General features: G+C 75.4%; 20 protein-coding genes. 16 read left to right on the plus strand and 4 right to left on the minus strand.

What is annotated here, in order from left to right; all coding sequences use genetic code 11:
• The first annotated feature begins 1 nt into the window (after nt 1).
• The 4 genes from ACWIX3_RS04310 (at nt 2) to ACWIX3_RS04325 (ending at nt 3,204) form a co-directional block, all read left to right on the plus strand.
• Entirely contained in the window at nt 2-718 is a 717-nt protein-coding gene (locus ACWIX3_RS04310) for an MOSC domain-containing protein (RefSeq protein WP_448610843.1), read from the plus strand.
• Nucleotides 715-939, plus strand: a complete 225-nt coding sequence (locus ACWIX3_RS04315) for an RNA-binding S4 domain-containing protein (RefSeq protein WP_448610844.1) — start codon at nt 715-717, stop codon at nt 937-939. The genes ACWIX3_RS04310 and ACWIX3_RS04315 overlap by 4 nt, the downstream gene beginning before the upstream one ends.
• Before the next feature lie 316 nt (nt 940-1,255).
• Nucleotides 1,256-2,446, plus strand: a complete 1,191-nt coding sequence (locus tag ACWIX3_RS04320; RefSeq protein WP_448610845.1) for a pyridoxal phosphate-dependent aminotransferase — start codon at nt 1,256-1,258, stop codon at nt 2,444-2,446.
• A complete protein-coding gene (locus tag ACWIX3_RS04325; protein WP_448610846.1) occupies nt 2,443-3,204 on the plus strand; it encodes a nitrilase-related carbon-nitrogen hydrolase in 762 nt (253 codons plus the stop codon). Before ACWIX3_RS04320 ends, ACWIX3_RS04325 begins: the two co-directional genes overlap by 4 nt.
• On the opposite strand, the gene ACWIX3_RS04330 is transcribed toward ACWIX3_RS04325, so the two are convergent.
• Entirely contained in the window at nt 3,201-4,184 is a 984-nt protein-coding gene (locus tag ACWIX3_RS04330) for a PRC and DUF2382 domain-containing protein (protein ID WP_448610847.1), read from the minus strand. The two genes, ACWIX3_RS04325 and ACWIX3_RS04330, sit on opposite strands and share 4 nt — an antisense overlap.
• Nucleotides 4,185-4,326: 142 nt before the next feature.
• Between ACWIX3_RS04330 and ACWIX3_RS04335 the strand changes: the two genes are divergently transcribed.
• Complete coding sequence (locus tag ACWIX3_RS04335) at nt 4,327-5,919, plus strand: CYTH and CHAD domain-containing protein (protein ID WP_448610848.1); 1,593 nt, start codon at nt 4,327-4,329, stop codon at nt 5,917-5,919.
• 235 nt (nt 5,920-6,154) lie between these two features.
• The gene (locus tag ACWIX3_RS04340) at nt 6,155-7,498 is read left to right on the plus strand and encodes a metallophosphoesterase (RefSeq protein ID WP_448610849.1); all 1,344 of its coding nucleotides are present in this window, start codon (nt 6,155-6,157) and stop codon (nt 7,496-7,498) included.
• Between the two features lie 3 nt (nt 7,499-7,501).
• On the opposite strand, the gene ACWIX3_RS04345 is transcribed toward ACWIX3_RS04340, so the two are convergent.
• Complete coding sequence (locus ACWIX3_RS04345; RefSeq protein ID WP_448610850.1) at nt 7,502-8,062, minus strand: TetR/AcrR family transcriptional regulator; 561 nt, start codon at nt 8,060-8,062, stop codon at nt 7,502-7,504.
• 209 nt (nt 8,063-8,271) lie between these two features.
• Here ACWIX3_RS04345 and ACWIX3_RS04350 point away from each other — a divergent pair, with 209 nt between their 5' ends.
• The 4 genes from ACWIX3_RS04350 (at nt 8,272) to ACWIX3_RS04365 (ending at nt 10,358) form a co-directional block, all read left to right on the plus strand.
• Nucleotides 8,272-9,012: a GntR family transcriptional regulator gene (locus ACWIX3_RS04350; protein ID WP_448610851.1), complete on the plus strand. Its 741-nt coding sequence runs from the start codon at nt 8,272-8,274 to the stop codon at nt 9,010-9,012.
• Nucleotides 9,013-9,102: 90 nt separating this feature from the next.
• On the plus strand, nt 9,103-9,588 hold the full coding sequence (locus tag ACWIX3_RS04355; RefSeq protein ID WP_448610852.1) for an SRPBCC family protein: 486 nt from the start codon (nt 9,103-9,105) through the stop codon (nt 9,586-9,588).
• A gap of 127 nt (nt 9,589-9,715) precedes the next feature.
• Nucleotides 9,716-9,988, plus strand: coding sequence for a GlsB/YeaQ/YmgE family stress response membrane protein (locus ACWIX3_RS04360; protein WP_091158295.1), 273 nt, complete (start codon nt 9,716-9,718; stop codon nt 9,986-9,988).
• Between the two features lie 100 nt (nt 9,989-10,088).
• On the plus strand, nt 10,089-10,358 hold the full coding sequence (locus ACWIX3_RS04365; protein ID WP_448610853.1) for a GlsB/YeaQ/YmgE family stress response membrane protein: 270 nt from the start codon (nt 10,089-10,091) through the stop codon (nt 10,356-10,358).
• A 19-nt stretch (nt 10,359-10,377) separates the two neighbouring features.
• On the opposite strand, the gene ACWIX3_RS04370 is transcribed toward ACWIX3_RS04365, so the two are convergent.
• Nucleotides 10,378-11,016 (minus strand): MBL fold metallo-hydrolase, encoded by a 639-nt coding sequence (locus tag ACWIX3_RS04370; RefSeq protein ID WP_448610854.1) that lies wholly within the window; start codon nt 11,014-11,016, stop codon nt 10,378-10,380.
• Nucleotides 11,017-11,145: 129 nt separating this feature from the next.
• Between ACWIX3_RS04370 and ACWIX3_RS04375 the strand changes: the two genes are divergently transcribed.
• Complete coding sequence (locus ACWIX3_RS04375; protein ID WP_448610855.1) at nt 11,146-11,373, plus strand: hypothetical protein; 228 nt, start codon at nt 11,146-11,148, stop codon at nt 11,371-11,373.
• 65 nt (nt 11,374-11,438) lie between these two features.
• On the opposite strand, the gene ACWIX3_RS04380 is transcribed toward ACWIX3_RS04375, so the two are convergent.
• A complete protein-coding gene (locus ACWIX3_RS04380; protein WP_448610856.1) occupies nt 11,439-12,215 on the minus strand; it encodes an enoyl-CoA hydratase-related protein in 777 nt (258 codons plus the stop codon).
• 192 nt (nt 12,216-12,407) lie between these two features.
• Here ACWIX3_RS04380 and efeU point away from each other — a divergent pair, with 192 nt between their 5' ends.
• From efeU to ACWIX3_RS04405, 5 genes are all read left to right on the plus strand, one after another.
• Entirely contained in the window at nt 12,408-13,328 is a 921-nt protein-coding gene (efeU, locus tag ACWIX3_RS04385) for an iron uptake transporter permease EfeU (RefSeq protein WP_448610857.1), read from the plus strand.
• On the plus strand, nt 13,315-14,463 hold the full coding sequence (efeO, locus tag ACWIX3_RS04390) for an iron uptake system protein EfeO (RefSeq protein ID WP_448610858.1): 1,149 nt from the start codon (nt 13,315-13,317) through the stop codon (nt 14,461-14,463). The genes efeU and efeO overlap by 14 nt, the downstream gene beginning before the upstream one ends.
• Before the next feature lie 130 nt (nt 14,464-14,593).
• Entirely contained in the window at nt 14,594-15,898 is a 1,305-nt protein-coding gene (gene efeB, locus ACWIX3_RS04395) for an iron uptake transporter deferrochelatase/peroxidase subunit (RefSeq protein WP_448610859.1), read from the plus strand.
• Nucleotides 15,899-16,143: 245 nt separating this feature from the next.
• On the plus strand, nt 16,144-17,799 hold the full coding sequence (locus ACWIX3_RS04400; RefSeq protein ID WP_448610860.1) for a serine/threonine-protein kinase: 1,656 nt from the start codon (nt 16,144-16,146) through the stop codon (nt 17,797-17,799).
• Nucleotides 17,800-17,910: 111 nt separating this feature from the next.
• Nucleotides 17,911-19,404, plus strand: a complete 1,494-nt coding sequence (locus ACWIX3_RS04405) for a protein kinase domain-containing protein (protein WP_448610861.1) — start codon at nt 17,911-17,913, stop codon at nt 19,402-19,404.
• The last annotated feature ends 22 nt before the right edge of the window (nt 19,405-19,426 follow it).

A 19,426-nucleotide genomic window follows, 5' to 3' on the forward strand; every position in this document is an offset into this window, starting at 1 on the left:
CGTGCAGGTCGCCGAGCTGTGGCGCTACCCGGTCAAGTCGCTGCAGGGGGAGCGGCTGACCAGTGCGGACGTCGGTGCGGAGGGGCTGGCCGGCGACCGGCAGTGGGCGCTCTTCGACGTCTCGACCGGCTTCGGGCTGACCGCCCGGCGGGTGCCCGACCTGCTGTTCCTGACCGGTCGGCTGCGCCCCGACGGCCGGGTGGAGGTGGTGCTGCCGGACGGGTCCGTCACGTCGCACGACGCGGTGCTCTCCGGCTGGCTGGGCCGCCCGGTCACGCTGCGCGCCGCGGCGGACGAGCCCGGCGAGCGGCGGTACGAGAACCCCGCCGAGGTGGGGGACCGTGGGGAGTACGACTGGGACGCCTTCACCGGCGCCCGCGGCGCCTTCCACGACAGCTCCCGCACCCGGGTCTCGCTGGTCTCCACCGGCACGCTGGGCACCTGGGACCGGCGGCGCTTCCGCGCCAACGTCGTCCTCGACGGGGCGGGGGAGGACGCGCTGGTCGGGCGACGGGTGCGGCTGGGCGGCGCCGAGCTGGACGTCGTGAAACAGGTGGACCGCTGCGTCATGGTCACCCGTCCGCAGCCCGGCGGGATCGGCCGCGACAACGGCGTCCTCAAGACCATCCACCGCGAGCGGGACGGCTGCCTGGCGATCGGTGCCCTGGTCGCCCGGGCGGGCACGGTCTCGGTCGGCGACGAGCTGGGAGCGGGATGAGCGGCGTGCGCACCGTCGAACTGCGGCCGGGGGAGGAGTCCATCCGGTTGGGTCAGCTGCTCAAGCTCGTGGACGCCGTCCCGACCGGTGCCCAGGTGAAGGACGTGCTGCTCACCGGCACGGTGCGGGTCAACGGGGAGCCCGAGGAGCGGCGCGGGCGGCAGCTGCGTGCAGGAGACGTGGTGAGCGTCGAGGGCATGGAGGACGTCGTCGTCGGCTGACAGCCGCGGGAGCATCGCAGCGAGCGCCGGCGAGCGAGGAGCGGACCGAGGCGCGGAAGCCGACCGGTGTCGTCGTCGGCTGACAGCCGCGGGAGCATCGCAGCGAGCGCCGGCGAGCGAGGAGCGGACCGAGGCGCGGAAGCCGACCGGTGTCGTCGTCGGCTGACAGCCGCGGGAGCATCGCAGCGAGCGCCGGCGAGCGAGGAGCGGACCGAGGCGCGGAAGCCGACCGGTGTCGTCGTCGGCTGAGGTCCGGCCATCCCCGCGGGGACCGCCGGGGGAGCGCGGTTCCACGTGGAACTGCGAGGCTGACCCCATGACGCCCGCGCCGTACCTGTCGTCCCGGCTGCAGGGCTTCGGGACGACGGTCTTCGCCGAGATGAGTGCGCTCGCCGTCGCCACGGGCTCGATCAACCTCGGCCAGGGCTTCCCCGACTACCCGGGCCCGCCGGAGGTGCTCGACGTCGCCCGCGCGGCGATCGGCACCGCGCACGACCAGTACCCGCCGGGCCCCGGCATCCCGGAGCTGCGGTCCGCGGTCGCCGATCACGTGCACCGCTCCGGCGGCCACGCCTACGACCCGGACACCGAGGTGCTGGTCACCGCGGGCGCCACCGAGGCGCTGACCGCGGCGCTCCTGGCGCTGCTCGAGCCCGGCGACGAGGTCGTCCTGTTCGAGCCGATGTACGACAGCTACGCCGCGGGCATCGCGATGGCCGGCGGGGTCGCCCGGCCGGTGCCGCTGCGGCCCCCGTCGTCGGGCAGCGGGCCGTGGACCTTCGACGCCGCGGAGCTGCGCGCGGCGGTCACCCCCCGGGCGCGGCTGCTGCTGCTCAACACCCCGCACAACCCCACCGGCAAGGTCTTCACCCGCGCGGAGCTGGGCACGCTGGCCGCGCTGGCCATGGAGCACGAGCTGCTGGTGCTCAGCGACGAGGTCTACGAGCACCTGGTGTTCTCCGGCGCCCGGCACGCCTCGCCGGCCACCGTGCCCGGCATGCGGGAGCGGACCCTCGTGGTCGGCAGCGCCGGGAAGACCTTCAACGTCACCGGCTGGAAGATCGGCTGGATCTGCGGACCGGCGCCGCTGGTGTCCGCCGTCCGCACGGCCAAGCAGTTCCTCACCTACGTCAGCGGCGGGCCGTTCCAGCCGGCGGTCGCGGCCGGGCTGCGGCTGCCCGAGGAGTACTTCGCCGGCATCGCGCGCGACCTGGAGCGCCGCCGCGACGTGCTGGTCGAGGGGTTGACCGCCGCGGGCCTGCCGGTGGTGTGCCCGGAGGCGACGTACTTCGCCACGGTCGACGTCCGGCCGGTGCAGCCCGACGGCGACGGCCTGGCGTTCTGCCGGTCGCTGCCGCAGCGCGCGGGGGTCGTGGCGGTGCCGACCGTGGTCTTCTACTCGTCGGAGCACGCGCACCTGGGCCGCCACCTGGTGCGGTTCGCGTTCTGCAAGCGCGACGCCGTGCTCGGTGAGGCCGTGGAGCGACTGGGGAGGATGAGGGCATGAGGTTCGCGGTGGTCCAGCACGACATCGTCTGGGAGGACCGGACGGCGAACTTCGCGCGGCTGGCGCCGCTGGTCGCCCGAGCGGCCGGTGCCGGGGCGGACTTCGTGCTGCTCAGCGAGACCTTCTCGACCGGCTTCTCGATGACGCCGGGGATCGGGGAACACGAGGGCGGCCCGTCGGCGCAGTTCCTGCAGGAGCGGGCGGCCGAGCACGGCGTCTGGGTGGCGGGCAGCTGCCCCGAGATCGCGCCGGATGGCGACCTGCCCTACAACTCCTTCGTCCTGGCCGGTCCCGACGGCACGGTGCACCGCTACCGCAAGCTGCACCCGTTCACCCACGGCGGTGAGCACGAGCGCTTCCGCGCCGGCGAGAAGCCGCTGACCGTGGAGGTCGGCGGCCTGCGGGTGACCCCGTTCATCTGCTACGACCTGCGCTTCGCCGACGTCTTCTGGTCCGCCGCGCTGGACACCGACGTCTACCTGGTGACGGCGAACTGGCCGGCCGCCCGCCGGCTGCACTGGCAGACCCTGCTGCAGGCGCGGGCGATCGAGAACCAGGCCTACGTCGTCGGCTGCAACCGCGTCGGCACCGCCGGCGACGGCACCGAGCACACCGGCGACAGCCGCATCATCAGCCCGATGGGCGAGCTGCTGGCGACCGCCGCCGGCGTGGAGACGGTGCTCGTCGCCGACGTCGACCCGGCCGAGGTGACCGCGACCCGCGAGCGGCTGCGGTTCCTCGCCGACCGGCGGGCCTAGCCGAGGCGGTCCGGGTCCGGGCCCGGGCGGGGCTGGCCGAGGCGGCCCTGGTCCTGGTGGCCCTGGTCCTGGCGGTCCTGGTCCAGGCGGTCCTGGTCCAGGCGGTGCCGGCCCGCGCGGGCCTGGCCGAGGCGGTCCTCGTCGACGTCGATCCGCTCGCGGCGCACCTGGTCGCGGACCTGGACCTGTTCCTGCACCCACTCGGTGCGCAGGCGCACCCGCTCCACCGGCACGACCTCGGTGCCCACCACCGGCCGCTCGGTGTGCAGCACGATCGTCTCCGGCAGGCCGCCCGAGCCGACCTCACCGAGGGCGCCGGCCGCCGCGGGTGCGTCGTCGTCCAGGGGCACCTCCTCGATCCGGATCTCCTCGCGACGGATCGGGACGGTGACCTGCACCTCCTCGGTGACCACGTACTTGACCACCCGCACCCGCTTGGCCGCGTAACGCTCGGTGGTCACCCGCAGCTGCTCCTCGCTGCGGGTCATGGCGCTGTCCGTGCCCGCGGCCGCGGGAGTCGGTACGGCGGCCACCGGAACGGTCTGCCCGCTGGTGGCCGCCTGGTCGATGCTCATGGTGTCCTGCCGGGGACCGGTCGGGACCGCGTCGGGCGGCAGCTGGGAGAGGTCGCGAGTGGTCGTGTCGTCACCGGCCGGGGCCGCCGCCGTCCCGCCGTCCAGGCCGTAGTGCCGGCGCAGCAGTGCCTCGGCCTCGGGGTCGAGGTGCTGGTCGGAGACCGACGGGGCGGTGCGGACGGCCTCCTTGGTCACCGGTAGCCGCACGGTGCCCTCCGAGAAGGTGGCGTCGGCCGCGGGGACGACGGAGTGCCGGGTACCGAACAGCCCGGTGGAGATCGCCACCCAGGTGGGGGCGCCGGTGCGGTCGTCGGTGAAGAAGTGCTCCACTGTGCCGATCTTCTCGCCGTCCGGGCCGTAGGCAGCGCTGCCGATCGCCGCGGACAGTTCTCGCTCGCTCAACACCGGGTCGGCTCCCCTCGTCTCGCAGGTCCCCCACGGGACCCGCAGGAGTCCAGCGTGCCCACCGGGGACACCGGCCGAACATGGGTCGCCGCGCGGCGTCGCCGGTGTGCTGACCTGGCCGTCCCTGCCTACCGTGGCACCCGTGACCACCGAGCACGTCGAGGTCGAGCGCAAGTTCGAGGCCGGCGAGGACTTCTCCCTCCCGGACCTGACCGGGGCCGGGGCGGTCGCCGCGGTCGGCGACCCGGAGGAGCAGTCGCTCGCTGCCACCTACTACGACACCCCGGACCTGCGGCTGCTGCGTTCCCGCGTGACGCTGCGGCGGCGCACGGGCGGAGCCGACGCCGGCTGGCACGTGAAGCTGCCGGGGCCCGACGGCGCACGGCGCGAGCTGCACCAGCCGCTGGGCCGGGCGGCCCGCACCGCTCCGCGCGCCGTCGTCGCCCCGGTGCTCGGCCTGCTGGGCACCGCCGCGGCCGAGCCGGTCGCGACCATCTCCACCCGACGGCTGGTCCACCGGCTGCTGGACGACGCCGGCGGGGTGCTGGCCGAGGTGGCCGACGACGCCGTCGTCGGCACGGCGTTCGCGACCGACCCCGGTGAGCCGGCCACCGTCACCACCTGGCGGGAACTCGAGGTGGAGCTGGTCGACGGCGACGAGGCGCTGATCGAGGCGGTTGCCGAGCGGCTCGTCGCGGCCGGCGCCCGCCCCTCCGCCGCCCCCTCGAAGCTCGGCCGGGTGCTCGACGGGCGGCTGCCGGCGCCGGCGGCCCCCGCTCCGGCGCCGACGACGGTCGAGGCCGTCGGGAAGGCGGGGAAGGGCAAGAAGGCGAAGAAGCAGAAGGCCGCGGTCCGCACGGCCGGCGAGGTGGTCCTCGGCGCGGTGGCCCGGCAGCTCCAGGCGCTGCACGACGCCGACCTGGCGGTGCGCACCGAGCAGCCCGAGGGGGTGCACGACCTCCGGGTGGCGTGCCGCCGGCTGCGCAGCATCCTCGCCGCCTTCCGCCCGGTGCTGGACCGTGAGCACACCGACCCGCTGCGCACCGAGCTGCAGTGGGTGGGCGCGCAGCTCTCCGGCGCCCGGGACGCCGAGGTGGCGCTGTCCCACCTGCGCGAGCTGGTCGCCGCCCAGCCGGTCGAGCTGGTGCTCGGACCGGTCGCCGCCCGCCTGCGGCAGACCGAGGTCAAGGACCACGAGTCCGGTGCCCGCCGGGTCACCCGCACGCTCACCGACCGGCGCTACCTGCAGCTGCTCGACGCCCTCGACGCCCTGCTGGCCGAGCCGCCGGTCACCGAGCTGGCCGCCGCGCCCGCCCCCGTGCAGTTGGCCGAGGCCGTCCGGCGCACCGGGAAGCGGCTGCGCCGGGCCGTCGACGCCGCTCGCGAGACCGAGGGAGCGGAGCGGCACGAGCACCTGCACGAGGTCCGCAAGGCCGCCAAGCGGGTCCGCTACACCGCAGAGGTGGCCGAGGCCGAGTTCGGCGAGCCGGCCACCGCGCTCATCGCGTGCACCCGGCAGGTGCAGGACCTGCTCGGGGCCGCGCAGGACACCGTCGTCACCCGGGACGTCGCCGTGCGGGTCGGGCGGGCCGCCTTCGCGGCGGGCGAGAACGCCTGGACCTACGGCCGGCTGCACGGCCTCGAGGAGGCCCGGGCCGCGACCGCCGAGACGGAGTTCTGGACACTGGAGCCGGGTCTGCGGCGCGCCGTCAAGGCCGTGGCCTCGCTGGGCTGAGAAGGGACCCCTGCCCCCGCCACTCGTGTGAGGACCCTCTCACCGTGCCCCTTGCACGCCCGAGGCACGCTGGGAGGGGACCGGGGGCCAGGGACGAGGCCGCTCCTGGGTCCCCTCGCACGCTCGGGGACGCCGAGGAGGGGGCCGGCCCACCACACGGCGTCCCCACGAGCACGAGGAGTCCGACCTGTCCCTCATCGGCCTGCTGGGGTTCGCCACCGTCGTCCTCCTGGCCGTGCTGCTGCTGCACGGCTTCCTGTGGTGGCGGCTGGTCCGCAGCACCACCCCGCCGGGCCGCACGCGCCGGCTGCTGACACTCGGCGTGGTCGTCCTGGCCGTGCTTCCGGTGGCGGCGGTCCTGCTGCGGCGCCAGGACTCGGTCCTCAGCACCGTCGTGCAGTGGCTCGGCTTCAGCTGGCTGGGCGTCGCCTTCTACCTGTTCGTCACGCTGCTCGCCCTGGAGCCGGTCCGGTGGGTGGCGGGGCACCTCCTCCGGCGCCGGGGTGCGGCGAGCCCGACGACGGTGACCGAGGAGGTCGTCCCCAGCGGGGCCCGGAGGGCTCCGCGCACCGACGACGCAGCAGCTCGACCCGAGCCGGGGACGGCACCTGAGGGCGGTGCCGTCCCGGGTGGGCCTAGTCCAGACGCTCGCCGCGGCCCCGTCCAGGGCACCGCCCCGAGCCCGCGAAGGGCGGGGAGGATGGGGTCCTTCCACGGTGAGGAGGACGGGGTCCTCTCTCCCTCGCGGCGGTTGCTGCTGGCGCGCGGGCTGGCGGCGACGGCGGGGGTGGTCGCGCTGGGCACGGCCGGCACCGGCGCCTACTTCGCCAACAGCGCCCCCGTCGTCCGCCGGGTGCCGGTGGCGCTCGCCGGCCTGGACCCGGCCCTGGACGGCCTGCGCATCGTCACCTTCTCCGACGGCCACCTCTCGGCCATGTCGAGCACCCGGCGCTTCGAGCGCCTGGTCGAGCTCGTCAACGAGCAGCGGCCCGACGTCGTGGCGATCGTCGGCGACCTGGTGGACGGCGAGCTGAGCGAGCTGCGCGACGAGGTGGCCCCGCTGGCCGACCTGGTCAGCGAGCAGGGCGTCTACTTCGTGACCGGCAACCACGAGTACTTCGTCGACACCACCGCGTGGCTGCGCCACCTGCCCACCCTGGGCGTCCAGGTGCTGCGCAACGAGCGGGTGCCGATCGTGCGCGGCGGTGCGGCGGTCGACCTGGCCGGGATCGACGACCGGACGGCGATCAGCTCGGGCGTGCCCGGTCACGGCGCCGACCTCGACAGCGCGCTGGACGGTCGCGACGACGCCGTCCCGCTGGTGCTCCTGGCCCACCAACCGGTGCAGGTGGCGCAGGCGGCAGCGGCCGGGGTGGGGCTGCAGCTGTCCGGGCACACGCACGGTGGCCAGCTGTGGCCCTTCGACTACGCGATCCGGCTGGACCAGCCGGCCGTGCAGGGGCTGTCGCGGGTCGGGGACACCCAGCTCTACGTCACGACCGGTGCCGGCTTCTGGGGTCCGCCGATGCGGATCGGCGCCCGGCCCGAGGTCGCGGTCGTCGAATTGCGCGCCCCCTGAGGCTCACAGCTCCCGCAGCGCGTCCAGGGCCTCCCCGACGACCTCCGGCAACGGCCGCTCGCCGTCGGACTCCCCCCAGCGCAGCAGCGCCTGCGTGTAGGCCGACAGGTGGGCGGCGACGACGACGGAGGCGGCCGTGTCGTCCGCCACGCCGAGGGCCTCCAGGAACAGCTGTGCGGTGGCGCGCTCGTACTCCGCCGCCCGGTAGCGCAGGCGCGGCGTCTCCGCGATGAGCCGCCACCTGTTCAGGGCGTCGGACCAGCGGTCCCCGGTCAGCCCGCGGACGAAGAAGATGATCGCCGAGCGCGTGCGCTCGCCGAGCGGCCGGTCGGCCGGGACCGATGCGATCAGGGCGTCGATCTCGGCACGGTCGGGGAGGGCCATGATGAGCTCGTCCTTGCCCGCGTAGTGGGCGTAGAACGTCTGCACCGAGACCCCGGCCGCAGCGGCCAGGCGGGAGATCGGGACCTCCTCGTAGCCGAACTCGGTGAACAGCTCCATCGCGGCGTCGTGGATCCGCCGGTGCGTGGAGGCGTACTGACGGGCGCGGTGGTCCTGGGCCACGGTCGGTCCCCCCTCCGGTCCGCGACGCCCCCGGCGCTCGACCACATCTGACAGTGATCGGGCAGGAACGCCGAGACGCACCACATCATCTGTGGTGTCCGGCTCTCCCGCACACCCCGTCCCCGGACCGGGTCCACCCGAGGGACACGAGCGGGTGAGCGAGACGTCTGTAGACGACCAGACGTCTACATCCGCAGTACCTTTGGCGCGTGACGAGCGCCGTGTCGGGACCGAAGTACCTCTCGGTCCGCGAGCACCTGCGCCGCCGGGTGTCCGCGCTGCCGGAGCACACGCTGCTCCCGCCGGAGCCGGTCCTCTGCGAGGAGTACGGGGTCAGCCGGATCACGCTGCGCCGCGCGGTCGACGGACTGGTGGCCGACGGGCACCTCGTGCGCGAGCAGGGCCGGGGGACCTACGTGACCCGCCCGGCGATCCGCCACGAGTACCGCGAGAGCTTCGTGCACCGCATCGCCGGGTGGAGCTCGGTGATGACCGAGCAGGGCGCGCAGGTGGGCACCACGGTGCTCACCCAGCGGATCGTCCCCGTCCAGCCGCCGGTCACCACGGAGCTGGGGCTGGAGCCGGCGACCGACGTCGTCGAGCTGGTCCGGCTGCGCAGCGTGGACGGCGTGCCGAACCACGTGGCGCACAGTTTCCTGCCCGCCGCCACGTACCCCCTGGCGGCCGAGGCGGACCTCAGCGAGGGCTCGCTGTACGAGTTCCTCCGCCGGGAGTACTCCGCCGACCTGGCGCACGCGCGGATCGTCGTCGACGTCGGCACCGCCGCACCGGACGAGGCGGACCTGCTGCGCGTGGTCGCCGGCTCACCGCTCCTGGTGGTCCGGACGACGGTCCGCGACAGCGCCGGGCACCCGCTCGTGCACAGCTTCTCCCGGCTGCGGCCCGACGTCAGCCAGGTCGAGTTCGAGGTCTCGGTCAGCGGTCGCTGAAGGTCCTTCCAGGGGCCGGCGGGCCACTGGAGGGTGGCCGGTCGCGGACTACCGTCGGCGGGGCAGCCGCCCGTCGTCCCCGGAGGTCCCGTGCCCCAGCCCGTCACCGCCACCGGCAGCCGCGAGCTCCCCCACGAGCGGCGCCGGGTGTGGGAAGCGCTGGCCGTGCTCGCGCCGTACTGCGCCGTCTGCGACGTCTCCTACGTCGTGGAGGGTGGCGGAGCCCCGGACCGCGGGACCCGGTTCGTGTGCGTACCCGGCCGCTTGGACGACGGCGCCCGACCGCCGGCCGGTGCGCCGCAGGGCGAGATCGTCGAGTGGGTGCCGCGGGAGCGGGTCACCACCCGGCTGCGGCTGACCCCCGAGACCTGGACGACGACGATCGAGCTCGCCGACGCCGGGCCGGGCGCCACGCTCGTGACCATCACCGTGGGCCACGAGCCGCACGCCACCGGCCGGCTCACCCAGCGGCTCACGCAGCGCCTGATGCGCGGTGGCGTCCGCGAGATGGTGCAGCGCACGGTGGACGGCGAGCTGGACCGGCTCCCCGCGCACGTCGCCCGCCTGCCGGGGTGATCATCAGATTGGGCGACGCGCGCATCGACTTCTCGACCGCCGGGTATGGGAGAGCCATGATTCGGTTCGCAGCACCCGGCGCTGTGCCGGGTGCGCGCGCTCCGGACGGGCTACCGAGGAGTTGGCTATGGAGATCATCGGCTTGATCATCGCGGGGCTCATCATCGGCCTGCTGGGGAAGTTCGTCGCCCCCGGGGCGCGAGACAACACGCCCCTCTGGCTCACGCTGCTGTGCGGCATCGGCGGGGTGCTCATCGGGTACTACGTGAGCGGCGCGCTGGGGGTGGCGGCCACTCCGGGCATCGACTGGATGAGGTGGATCATCTCCATCATCCTCGCGGCGGTGCTGGTGGTGGCGGCATCGACGCTCACCGGCCGGAACAGTCGCGCCATCCGCTGACGCCGGTCTCCGGGGGGCTCCACAGCTCGACGGAGCCCCCCGGGGCCGGACGGCTGCACGGGGTCGGCGTCCGCGGCCCGTGAGCACGAGGGAGTAGACGGTGCAGATCCTCGGACTCATCGTGGTCGGCCTGATCATCGGGGCCCTGGCCCGACTGCTCCAGCCCGGCCGCCAGCGGATGAGCATCCTCGCGACGATGCTGCTCGGTGTCGTCGGCGCGATCATCGGCGGTCTGATCGCGGACTGGCTGGACGTCGGCTCGATCACCGAACTGAACTTCTGGGGCTTCCTCTTCGCCCTCCTCGCCGCGGTCCTGCTCGTCGGCGTGGCCGAGGGCGTCGCTGCGGGCCGCAACCGCGCCGTCCGCTGACGACCGGTCCCCGAGGGGCTCAGAGCTCGACGGAGTCCCCCGGGGTCAGCCGGCTGAACGGGGTCGGCGTCCCCGGCCCCCGCTCACCGAGCAGGCCGCCGACGATGCCGAGGCCGGCGTCGTTGAGCAGTCCGTCGTGGATGGCGTACGCCTGGTCCGCGTCCACGGCCCGCACGTAGTCGATCACCTCGGCGGTCTTCGACCAGGGGGCGTGCATCGGCAGCAGCAGCGTGGCCACCGGCTCGCTGGGCACGGTGAACGCGTCCCCGGGGTGGAAGACCACCCCGCCGACCAGGAACCCCACGTTGGCCACCCGCGGGATCTCCGGGTGGATGACCGCGTGCAGCTCGCCGTGCACGGTCACGTCGAAGCCGGCGACGGTGAGCGCGTCGCCGTCCCCCACCACGTGCACCCGGCCGGCCGCGCCGTCGAGCCGGCCGGCCACCGACCCGTTGGTCCACACCTGCAGCTCGGGGTCGGCGTCCATGGCCGCGCTCAGCACGTCGGGGGCGAAGTGGTCCACGTGCTCGTGGGTCACCAGGACCGCGCTCGCCCCCTGCAGCACCGACGGGTCGGTGAACACCCCCGGGTCGATGACGAGCCGCCGGTCGTCCTCGCCCAGGACGACACAGGCATGGCCGTGCTTGGTCAGCTCCATGTCCCGCATCCTGCCCCCGGCCCGCGAGACCCGCCCGACCCGCCTCGGGGGTGAGCCGTTCACCCGGAGGGGTGAGGTCCCCGCCCTCGGCAGTGAGCCGGCAGCGGTGTCCTGCCGACACCTCGGGACATGAGCGCCCCCACCCTCGCCGTCACCACGTTCGTCGCCGCCCGCAGCCGCGCGCACGGCCCGACGTCCGCCCTCTGGCACGCCGTCGAGCTCCACCGCCCGACCGCCGAGGTCGACGGCGCCTGCGAGCTCACCCTCTGCGGCTCGCTGGCCCGCGTCGACATCGAGCAGCCCTGGCCGACGCCGGCCCGCGACGTCTGCCCCGCCTGCGTCGTCCTCGCCCGCTGAGAGGACACCCTGCCCCCCGCCCCTCGTGAGCTGGCGCCGGGGCCCTGCAGGGGGCCGGGTCCCCCCTAGCGACCGGTGAACCGCGGGGTGCGCTTCTCGAGGAAGGCCTCGACGGCCTCGCGGTGATCGGCGGTCCGGCCCAGGTCGGTCTGCAGCCGGGCCTCGAGCGCCAGGGTGTCCTCGAGGGAGTCGGTGGCCGCCGTGGCCAGGACGGTCTTGATCGCCCGGTATGCGGCGGTCGGACCGGCGGCCAGCCGCGCGGCGAGCGACCGCGCCTCGGCCAGCACCTGCTCGGCCGGCACGACCCGGTGCACCAGGCCCCACTCGGCGGCCCTCTCCGCCGGGAACGGCTCGGGCAGCAGCAGCAGCTCGGCCGCGCGCGAGGCGCCCACGCAGTGCACCAGGCGGGAGGCCAGGCCCGAGTCGCTGGACAACCCGATCCCCGCGAACGCGGTCGTGAACTTCGCGCCCGCGGCGGCCACCCGGAGGTCGCCGGCCAGCGCGATGCCCAGCCCGGCGCCGGCCGCGGCGCCGTTGACCGCCACGACGACCGGCACCCGCAGCGCGGCCAGCGCCAGGACCAGCGGGTTGTACTCCTCCTCGACCACCGACAGCGACGTCGCGGCATCCCCGCGCAGCGCCTCCACGTGCTGGCCGAGGTCCTGCCCGACGCAGAAGGCCCGGCCCGTGCCGGTGAGCACGACGGCCCGCACCGCCTCGTCGGCCCCGACCTCGCGGACCACGTCGAGCAGCTCGCCCCGCGACCGGTGGGTCAGCCCCGACCGCAGCATGGTGATGGTGGCGACCTCGCCGGCGTCCTCGCGGGTCACGGTCTCGGGCATCGTCGCCCCTCCTCGTCCTCGGCGGCCCCCCGCGCACGGGAGATCGGCGGTCCCTCCCGGCTCCGGGACCGGGAGCGTACGAGACCGGGGCCCTCGTCCCGGGTGGGCCGGGGTCCCCGATCGGTGTGGGTAAGGTGAGGCTGCCCTACGACGCCGTCGCAGGGTTCCACCGCGTCCCGGAGGGGTCCTCCCATGGACCAGGCCTTCCTCGCCAGCTACCTGATCGGTCTGCGCGAGGGCCTCGAGGCGACCCTGGTGGTCAGCATCCTGATGGCCTACCTGGTGAAGGCCGGGCGCCGCCGCCAGCTGGTCCCCCTGTGGGCCGGTGTGCTGGCCGCCGTCGCGCTGTCGGTGCTGTTCGGGGCGCTGCTGACCCACACCGAGACGTCGCTGCTGGCCGACTACCGCTCCCGCGAGCTCTTCGAGGCCGTCACCTCGGTGCTGGCCGTCGGCCTGGTCACCTGGATGGTCTTCTGGATGCGGCGCACCGCGCGCCGGCTGAGGGGGGAGCTGACCGGCCGGCTGGAGAACGCCCTGGCGGTGGGCGGGCTCGCCGTCGCCGGGGTCGCCTTCCTCTCCGTCGTCCGCGAGGGCCTGGAGACGACGCTGCTCTTCTTCGCCGCGGCCCAGGGCGCCACGACGACCACGACACCGCTGGTCGCCATCACCGCCGGCGTGCTCACCGCCGTGGTCATCGGCGCCGGCCTCTACGCCGGGGCCGTCCGCATCGACCTGTCGCGGTTCTTCACCGTCAGCGGTGTGCTGCTGGTGTTCGTGGCGGCCGGGATCCTCAAGTACGGCGTCCACGACTTCCAGGAGGCCGGCGTCCTGCCGGGCCTGGACGTCCTGGCCTTCGACGTCTCGGGCGTCCTGCACCCCGACAGCTGGTACGGCGCGGCGATCGCCGGGATGTTCAACATCACCGCGGCCCCCACGGTGCTCGAGACGGTCGCCTACGTCGCCTACCTGGTCCCCGTGCTCGCCGCCTTCCTCTGGCCGGCCCGCCGGCCCACTCCCGCGGCCGACCGCGCCGAGTCCTCCCCGCCCGGCCCGACCACCTCGTCCACCTCGTCCACCTCGTCCCCGGAGGCTCCCGAGCATGTCCGTGCGTGACCGCCGCCTGCCCCTCCTCACCGCCGGCCTGCTCGCCGCGCTGACCACCGCCGCCTGCGGCGGCGACGCCGGCAGCGGTGCAGCCGCAGGCGAGGAGGCCGCCGACACGATCGCCGTCGCGGCCGCCGACGACGCCTGCGACGTCGCCACCGGCGAGCTCGCGGCAGGCACGCACCAGTTCCAGGTGACCAACAGCGGCGACCAGGTCACCGAGTTCTACGTCTACGCCGAGGGCGACCGGGTGATGGGGGAGGTGGAGAACATCGCCCCCGGGCTGACCCGCGAGCTGCTCGTCGAGCTGCCGGCCGGCGACTACGAGACCGCCTGCAAGCCGGGCATGGTCGGCGACGGCATCCGCAGCGCCCTCACCGTCACCGGCGAGGCGGCGCAGCTGTCCGAGGACGAGACCCTCGCCCAGGCCGGCGCCGACTACCAGCGGTACGTGCGCAGCCAGACCGGCGCGCTCGTCGAGCGGACGACGGCCTTCGCCGACGCCGTCCGGGCCGGGGACGTCGAGGGCGCCAAGGCGCTGTTCCCCGTCGCCCGCACCTACTGGGAGCGCATCGAGCCGGTCGCCGAGGTCTTCGGCGACCTCGACCCGCGGATCGACGGCCGCGAGGGTGACCAGGCGGAGGGCGAGGACTTCACCGGCTACCACCGCATCGAGCAGGCGCTGTGGGTCGACGGCACCACCGAGGGCATGGCCCCGTACGCCGACCAGCTGCAGGCCGACGTCGAGGAGGTCGCCGGCCTGGCCGACGACACCACGCTGGACCCGCTGCAGCTGGCCAACGGCGCCAAGGCGCTGCTCGACGAGATCGCCACCGGCAAGATCACCGGCGAGGAGGACCGCTACTCGCACACCGACCTGTGGGACTTCGCCGCCAACCTCGAGGGCTCGGAGGCCGCGGTCCAGGCGCTGCGCCCCTACCTCGAGGAGGCCGATCCCGACCTGGTGGCCGAGATCGACGAGCGGTTCGCCGCGACCGAGGCCGAGTTGGAGCAGTACCGCACCGGCGACGGCTGGGTGCTCTACGACCAGCTCACCCAGGAGCAGCTGCGCGGCCTGAGCGACAGCATCACCGCGCTGACCGAGTCGGTCAGCCGGGTCGCGGCGGTCGTCGCCGACCGATGAAGGTCCCCTCCGCCCCCACCGTGGAAGGACCCCCTCCCCTCATCCCTCGCAGGCGCGGGACGAGCCTCTGGACGGGGCCAGCGGCGGGACCCTGCAGAGGGGCCGGACGCCCAGCCCAGCCGAGGGAGCCATGACCGGACCGATCGCCGACCCGCCGCCCGGCCGGGGCCTGACCCGGCGCCGGCTGTTCGGGCTGCTCGGCGCCGGGACGGCGGGGGTGGTCGCCGCCGGCGCCGCCGGTGGCGCCATCGGCCGCGCCACGGCGGACGACGCGACGGCAGCCGCCGGACCGGGCCCCACCGACGCGGTGCCGTTCCCCGGCGCGCACCAGGCCGGCATCGTCACTCCGGCCCAGGACCGGCTGCACTTCGTCGCCTTCGACGTCACCACCGACCGGCGCGAGGACCTGGTGGAGGTGCTCCAGGCCTGGACGGCGGCCGCGCGGCGGATGACCGCCGGGCAGGACGCCGGCCCGGTCGGCGCCGTGGCCGGCTCCCCGTACGCGCCCCCGGACGACACCGGGGAGGCGCTCGGCCTGCCGCCGTCCGGGCTGACGCTGACCGTCGGCTTCGGCCCCACCCTGTTCACCACCGCCGACGGCACCGACCGCTTCGGCCTGGCGGCCCGCCGCCCGGCGCCGCTGGCCGAGCTGCCGGCCTTCGCCGGCGACCAGCTCGACCCGGCGATCAGCGGCGGCGACCTGTGCGTCCAGGCCTGCGCCAACGACCCGCAGGTCGCCGTCCACGCGATCCGCAACCTGGTGCGGCTCGGTGCCGGGGTCGTCAGCGTCCGCTGGTCGCAGCTGGGCTTCGGCCGGACGTCGTCCACCAGCACCGGCCAGGCCACCCCGCGCAACCTGTTCGGCTTCAAGGACGGCACCGACAACCTCAAGGCGGAGAACACCGCGGCGCTGGACCGGTTCGTGTGGGTCGGCGACGACGACCCGGGGGCGGACTGGCTGGCCGGCGGCACCTACCTGGTCACCCGGCGGATCCGGATGCTCGTCGAGCCGTGGGACACCGCCTCGCTGGTCGAGCAGGAGCAGACCATCGGCCGCACCAAGGGCTCCGGCGCCCCGCTCGGCCAGCGCGCGGAGTTCGACCCGGTGGACTTCACGAAGCAGGTGGACGGCGAGTTCGCCATCCCGGAGCGCAGCCACGTCTTCCTCGCCCACCCGACCAACTCGGGGACGGCGATCCTGCGGCGCGGGTACAGCTTCGTCGACGGCTCCGACGGGCTCGGGCGCCTCGACGCCGGGCTGTTCTTCATCGCCTTCCAGCGCGACCCCTCGACGGGGTTCGTGCAGGTCCAGCGCAACCTGCGCACGGACGCGATGAACGAGTACGTCCGGCACACCTCCTCGGCGGTGTTCGCCTGCCCGCCGGGCGTCCGCGACGACGGCGACTGGTGGGGCCGGGCACTCTTCACCGACTGATCACCGGATCGTGGCCGGAACGTGACGGGACGGTCCCCTCACCGGGCCCCGTCGGCCTGGGAGGATGGACGGCGGACGGACGCGGCGCAGGCCGGAGCGCGCGGCGCCGTCCCCCCGGTCGGCGACACGCCCGGCGTCCTGCGCCGATGTGTAGCCGCGAGGGGTGCGGGACATCCAGACCCAGGGGCACCGGCGTCCCCCGGGCCGCGGACGACGGCCGGGTCGCAGGCGAGGAGTGAGCCACGGTGGTGGAGCCGGGTCGGCGCAACCTGGGTGAGCGGTACGAGCTCGCCGAGCTGATCGCCGCCGGCGGCATGGGGCAGGTCTGGCGCGGCACCGACGTCCTCCTGGGCCGTCCGGTCGCGGTGAAGGTCCTCCGCAGCGAGTACACCGGCGACCCGACCTTCCGCGCCCGCTTCCGCGCCGAGGCGCAGCACGCCGCCGGGCTCTCCCACCCGAACATCGCCGCCGTCTTCGACTACGGCGAGACCGAGGCCACCGACGGCAGTGGCGAGACGCTGGCCTTCCTGGTGATGGAGCTGGTCGAGGGCGAGCCGCTGTCGGCGGTGCTGCAGCGCGAGGGCCGGCTGTCGGCCGCCGTCACGCTGTCGCTGCTCGAGCAGACCGCCTCCGCGCTGGCCGAGGCCCACCGGGTCGGGCTGGTGCACCGCGACGTCAAGCCCGGCAACATCCTGGTCCGCGACGACGGCAGCGTGAAGATCACCGACTTCGGCATCGCCTGGTCGGCCGGCAGCGTGCCGCTCACCCGCACCGGCCAGGTGATCGGCACCCCGCAGTACCTGGCCCCGGAGGTCGCCGAGGGCCACCACGCCACCCCGGCCAGCGACGTCTACGCCCTGGGCCTGGTCGGCTACGAGTGCCTGACCGGCCACCCCGCCTTCGACGGGGACAACGCCGTGACGATCGCGCTCAAGCAGGTGCGCGACGACCCCGAGCCGCTGCCCGAGGACCTGCCCGGCGGCGTGCGGAGGCTGATCCGCTGCGCGCTGGCCAAGGACCCGGCGGCCCGCATGCCGGACGGCGCGGCCTTCGTCGCCGCGGTCGAGGACGTCCGCGCCGGCCGCCCCGTGCCCGAGCCCGCGCCGACGCGCAGCGTCGCCGTTCGTCCGGGGCCGCCCGGAGGGGCCGTCGCGGCGGCCGCGTCCGGTGTCGGGACCGTCGGGCCGCCGACGCACCGCCGGCGCGGGCTGGCCGCCGTCCTGGTGCCGGCGGTGACGCTGCTGCTGGGCGCCGCCGCGGCCGCCGGGGTCTTCGTGGCAGTCTCGAGCGACGAGGCGGCCGGGCCGACCGTGGTGGCCGCGCAGACCGAGGACGCCCGGATCGTGCTGGCCGCCGAGGACTACGTCGGGCGGCAGGTCGACGAGGCGGCGCTCGCGCTGTCCGCGCTGGGCCTGCTGGTGCAGCGGGTGGAGGAGGTCACCGGGGACGCCCAACCCGGCGTCGTGACCGCCGTCGACCCGGTCGGCGCGCAGCTGCGGCCCGGCGACGCGGTACGGGTCCGCTACGCCGTGGCGCCCGAGCCCGCCCCGCGGCAGCGCGACTCCTCGCCGGCCACCCGCGTCTCCGAGGACACCGGCGACGCTCCGCAGCCACCGCGGGTGACCCAGCCGGAGCCCACCGAGGTGGCGTCCACGCCGACCGCCACGCCGGAGGAGCTGCCGGCCAGCACCCCGCCGACGTCGACCGCACCCCCGACGCCGACGCGGTCCCGGCCGACGACCTCCGCGCCGAGCGACTCCGAGCCGTCGACGACCCCGTCCAGCCCGTCGACGTCCTCCTCGTCGTCGTGGGACGACCGGGACGACGGGGACGGGAGCGACGGGGACGGCGAGGGTGACGGGGGCGACGGGGGCGGCGACCGGGACCGCGACGACCGCTGAGCGCCCCCGGACGAGTGACCGTTCCGCTCCGGGCTGTCTGCGGGGGCTCCGGGTGGCACGCTGGGAGGTCGCCGGGGGACGGCTGCCGGTGCTGACGTGCGGGAGGAACGGGTGGCTGAGCCGGGGGTGCGCACGCTCGGCGGCCGCTACACGCTGTCCTCGCTGCTGGCCACCGGCGGCATGGGCCAGGTCTGGCGGGCCCACGACGCGCTGCTGGACCGGTCCGTCGCGGTCAAGGTGCTGCGCAGCGAGTACACCGGCGACCCCACCTTCCTCGCCCGGTTCCGCGCCGAGGCCCAGCACACCGCACGGCTGGTGCACCCGAACATCGCCGCCCTGCACGACTACGGCGAGGTCGTGGCGGCCGGCGGGGAGACCCTCGCCTACCTGGTGATGGAGCTGGTGGAGGGTGAGCCGCTGTCGGCGCTGCTGACCCGCTGCGGCCGGCTGGACCCGCACCGGACGCTGGACATCGTGGGCCAGACCGCTGCGGCGCTGGCCGTGGCGCACGCCGCCGGCGTGGTGCACCGCGACGTCAAGCCCGGGAACGTGCTGGTCGGCTGGGACGGCGTCGTCAGGATCACCGACTTCGGGATCGCCTGCTCGGCGTCGAGCGTGCCGCTCACCCGCACCGGCCAGGTGGTCGGCACCGCCCACTACCTGTCACCGGAGCAGGCCGACGGCGGCAGGGCCGGCCCGGCCAGCGACGTCTACGCGCTCGGGGCGATCGCCTACGAGTGCCTCGCCGGCCGGCGCGCGTTCGACGGCGAGAGCCCGGTGCAGATCGCACTGGCGCAGATCCGCGACGAGCCCGAGCCGCTGCCCGACGACGTCCCCGAAGCGGTGCGCACCCTCGTCGCCCGCGCCATGGTCAAGGACCCGGCGCTGCGTCTCCCGGACGGCGCCGCCTTCCGTGCCGCCGTCGACACCGTGCGCGCCGGCCGGCCCCTGGCACCGCTGCCGCCGACCACGGCGGCACTCCCGGCAGGCGGGGCGGGGTCGTCCCGCGGGCGGCTGCTGGTGCCGGCGGCCGCGCTGCTGCTCGGCGCGGGGCTGGGCATGGGGGCCCTGCAGGTGCTCGGCGGCGGGGACGCCGGCACGCCGGTGCCCGTCGCCGGCGCCGAGGCCCCGACCAGCGTGCCCGTGGAGCCGGTGGCGGCGCTGGTGGTCGCGGCAGCGGACCACGTCGGGCGGCCGGCCGACCAGGTCGAGGGGGAGCTGGCGGCCCTTGGCCTGCGGGTGCAGCGGGAGACCGCGGAGCGCTCCGACGTCCCCGTGGGGTCGGTCGTCGGGCTCGGGCCGGTCGGTGCGCTGCTGCCGGGCGACCTGGTGACGCTGACGGTCGCGGTGGCCCCGCCGGCTCCCGTCGCCCCGGAGCCCGCTCCGGCGCCCGTCGTTCCCCGGCCTGCCCCCGTGCCCGTCGTTCCCCAGCCCGCCCCGGCGCCGGTCGCGCCTGCTCCTCACCCCGTCCCGGCTCCCGCGCCCGCGCCGGTGGTCGTCGACGACGCGGACGAGGGGTCGGGCCCCGGCAGGAGCGATGACCGGGGACGGGGCAGGGACAGGGAGAAGCCGGAGGGCTCCGGCAGGGGGAACGGGCGGGGCTGACCCCCGCCGCTGCTCCCGGCTC

The sequence above is a fragment of the Geodermatophilus sp. URMC 60 genome (genome assembly GCF_053502585.1).

What these genes read in the sequence shown, in the direction of transcription:
- ACWIX3_RS04375 (WP_448610855.1), top strand. Translation starts at nt 11,146, where the DNA reads ATGAGCGCCCCCACCCTCGCCGTCACCACGTTCGTCGCCGCCCGCAGC.
- ACWIX3_RS04315 (WP_448610844.1), top strand. Translation starts at nt 715, where the DNA reads ATGAGCGGCGTGCGCACCGTCGAACTGCGGCCGGGGGAGGAGTCCATC.
- efeU (WP_448610857.1), top strand. Translation starts at nt 12,408, where the DNA reads ATGGACCAGGCCTTCCTCGCCAGCTACCTGATCGGTCTGCGCGAGGGC.
- ACWIX3_RS04380 (WP_448610856.1), bottom strand. Translation starts at nt 12,215, where the DNA reads ATGCCCGAGACCGTGACCCGCGAGGACGCCGGCGAGGTCGCCACCATC.
- efeO (WP_448610858.1), top strand. Translation starts at nt 13,315, where the DNA reads ATGTCCGTGCGTGACCGCCGCCTGCCCCTCCTCACCGCCGGCCTGCTC.
- ACWIX3_RS04320 (WP_448610845.1), top strand. Translation starts at nt 1,256, where the DNA reads ATGACGCCCGCGCCGTACCTGTCGTCCCGGCTGCAGGGCTTCGGGACG.
- efeB (WP_448610859.1), top strand. Translation starts at nt 14,594, where the DNA reads ATGACCGGACCGATCGCCGACCCGCCGCCCGGCCGGGGCCTGACCCGG.
- ACWIX3_RS04370 (WP_448610854.1), bottom strand. Translation starts at nt 11,016, where the DNA reads ATGGAGCTGACCAAGCACGGCCATGCCTGTGTCGTCCTGGGCGAGGAC.
- ACWIX3_RS04325 (WP_448610846.1), top strand. Translation starts at nt 2,443, where the DNA reads ATGAGGTTCGCGGTGGTCCAGCACGACATCGTCTGGGAGGACCGGACG.
- ACWIX3_RS04360 (WP_091158295.1), top strand. Translation starts at nt 9,716, where the DNA reads ATGGAGATCATCGGCTTGATCATCGCGGGGCTCATCATCGGCCTGCTG.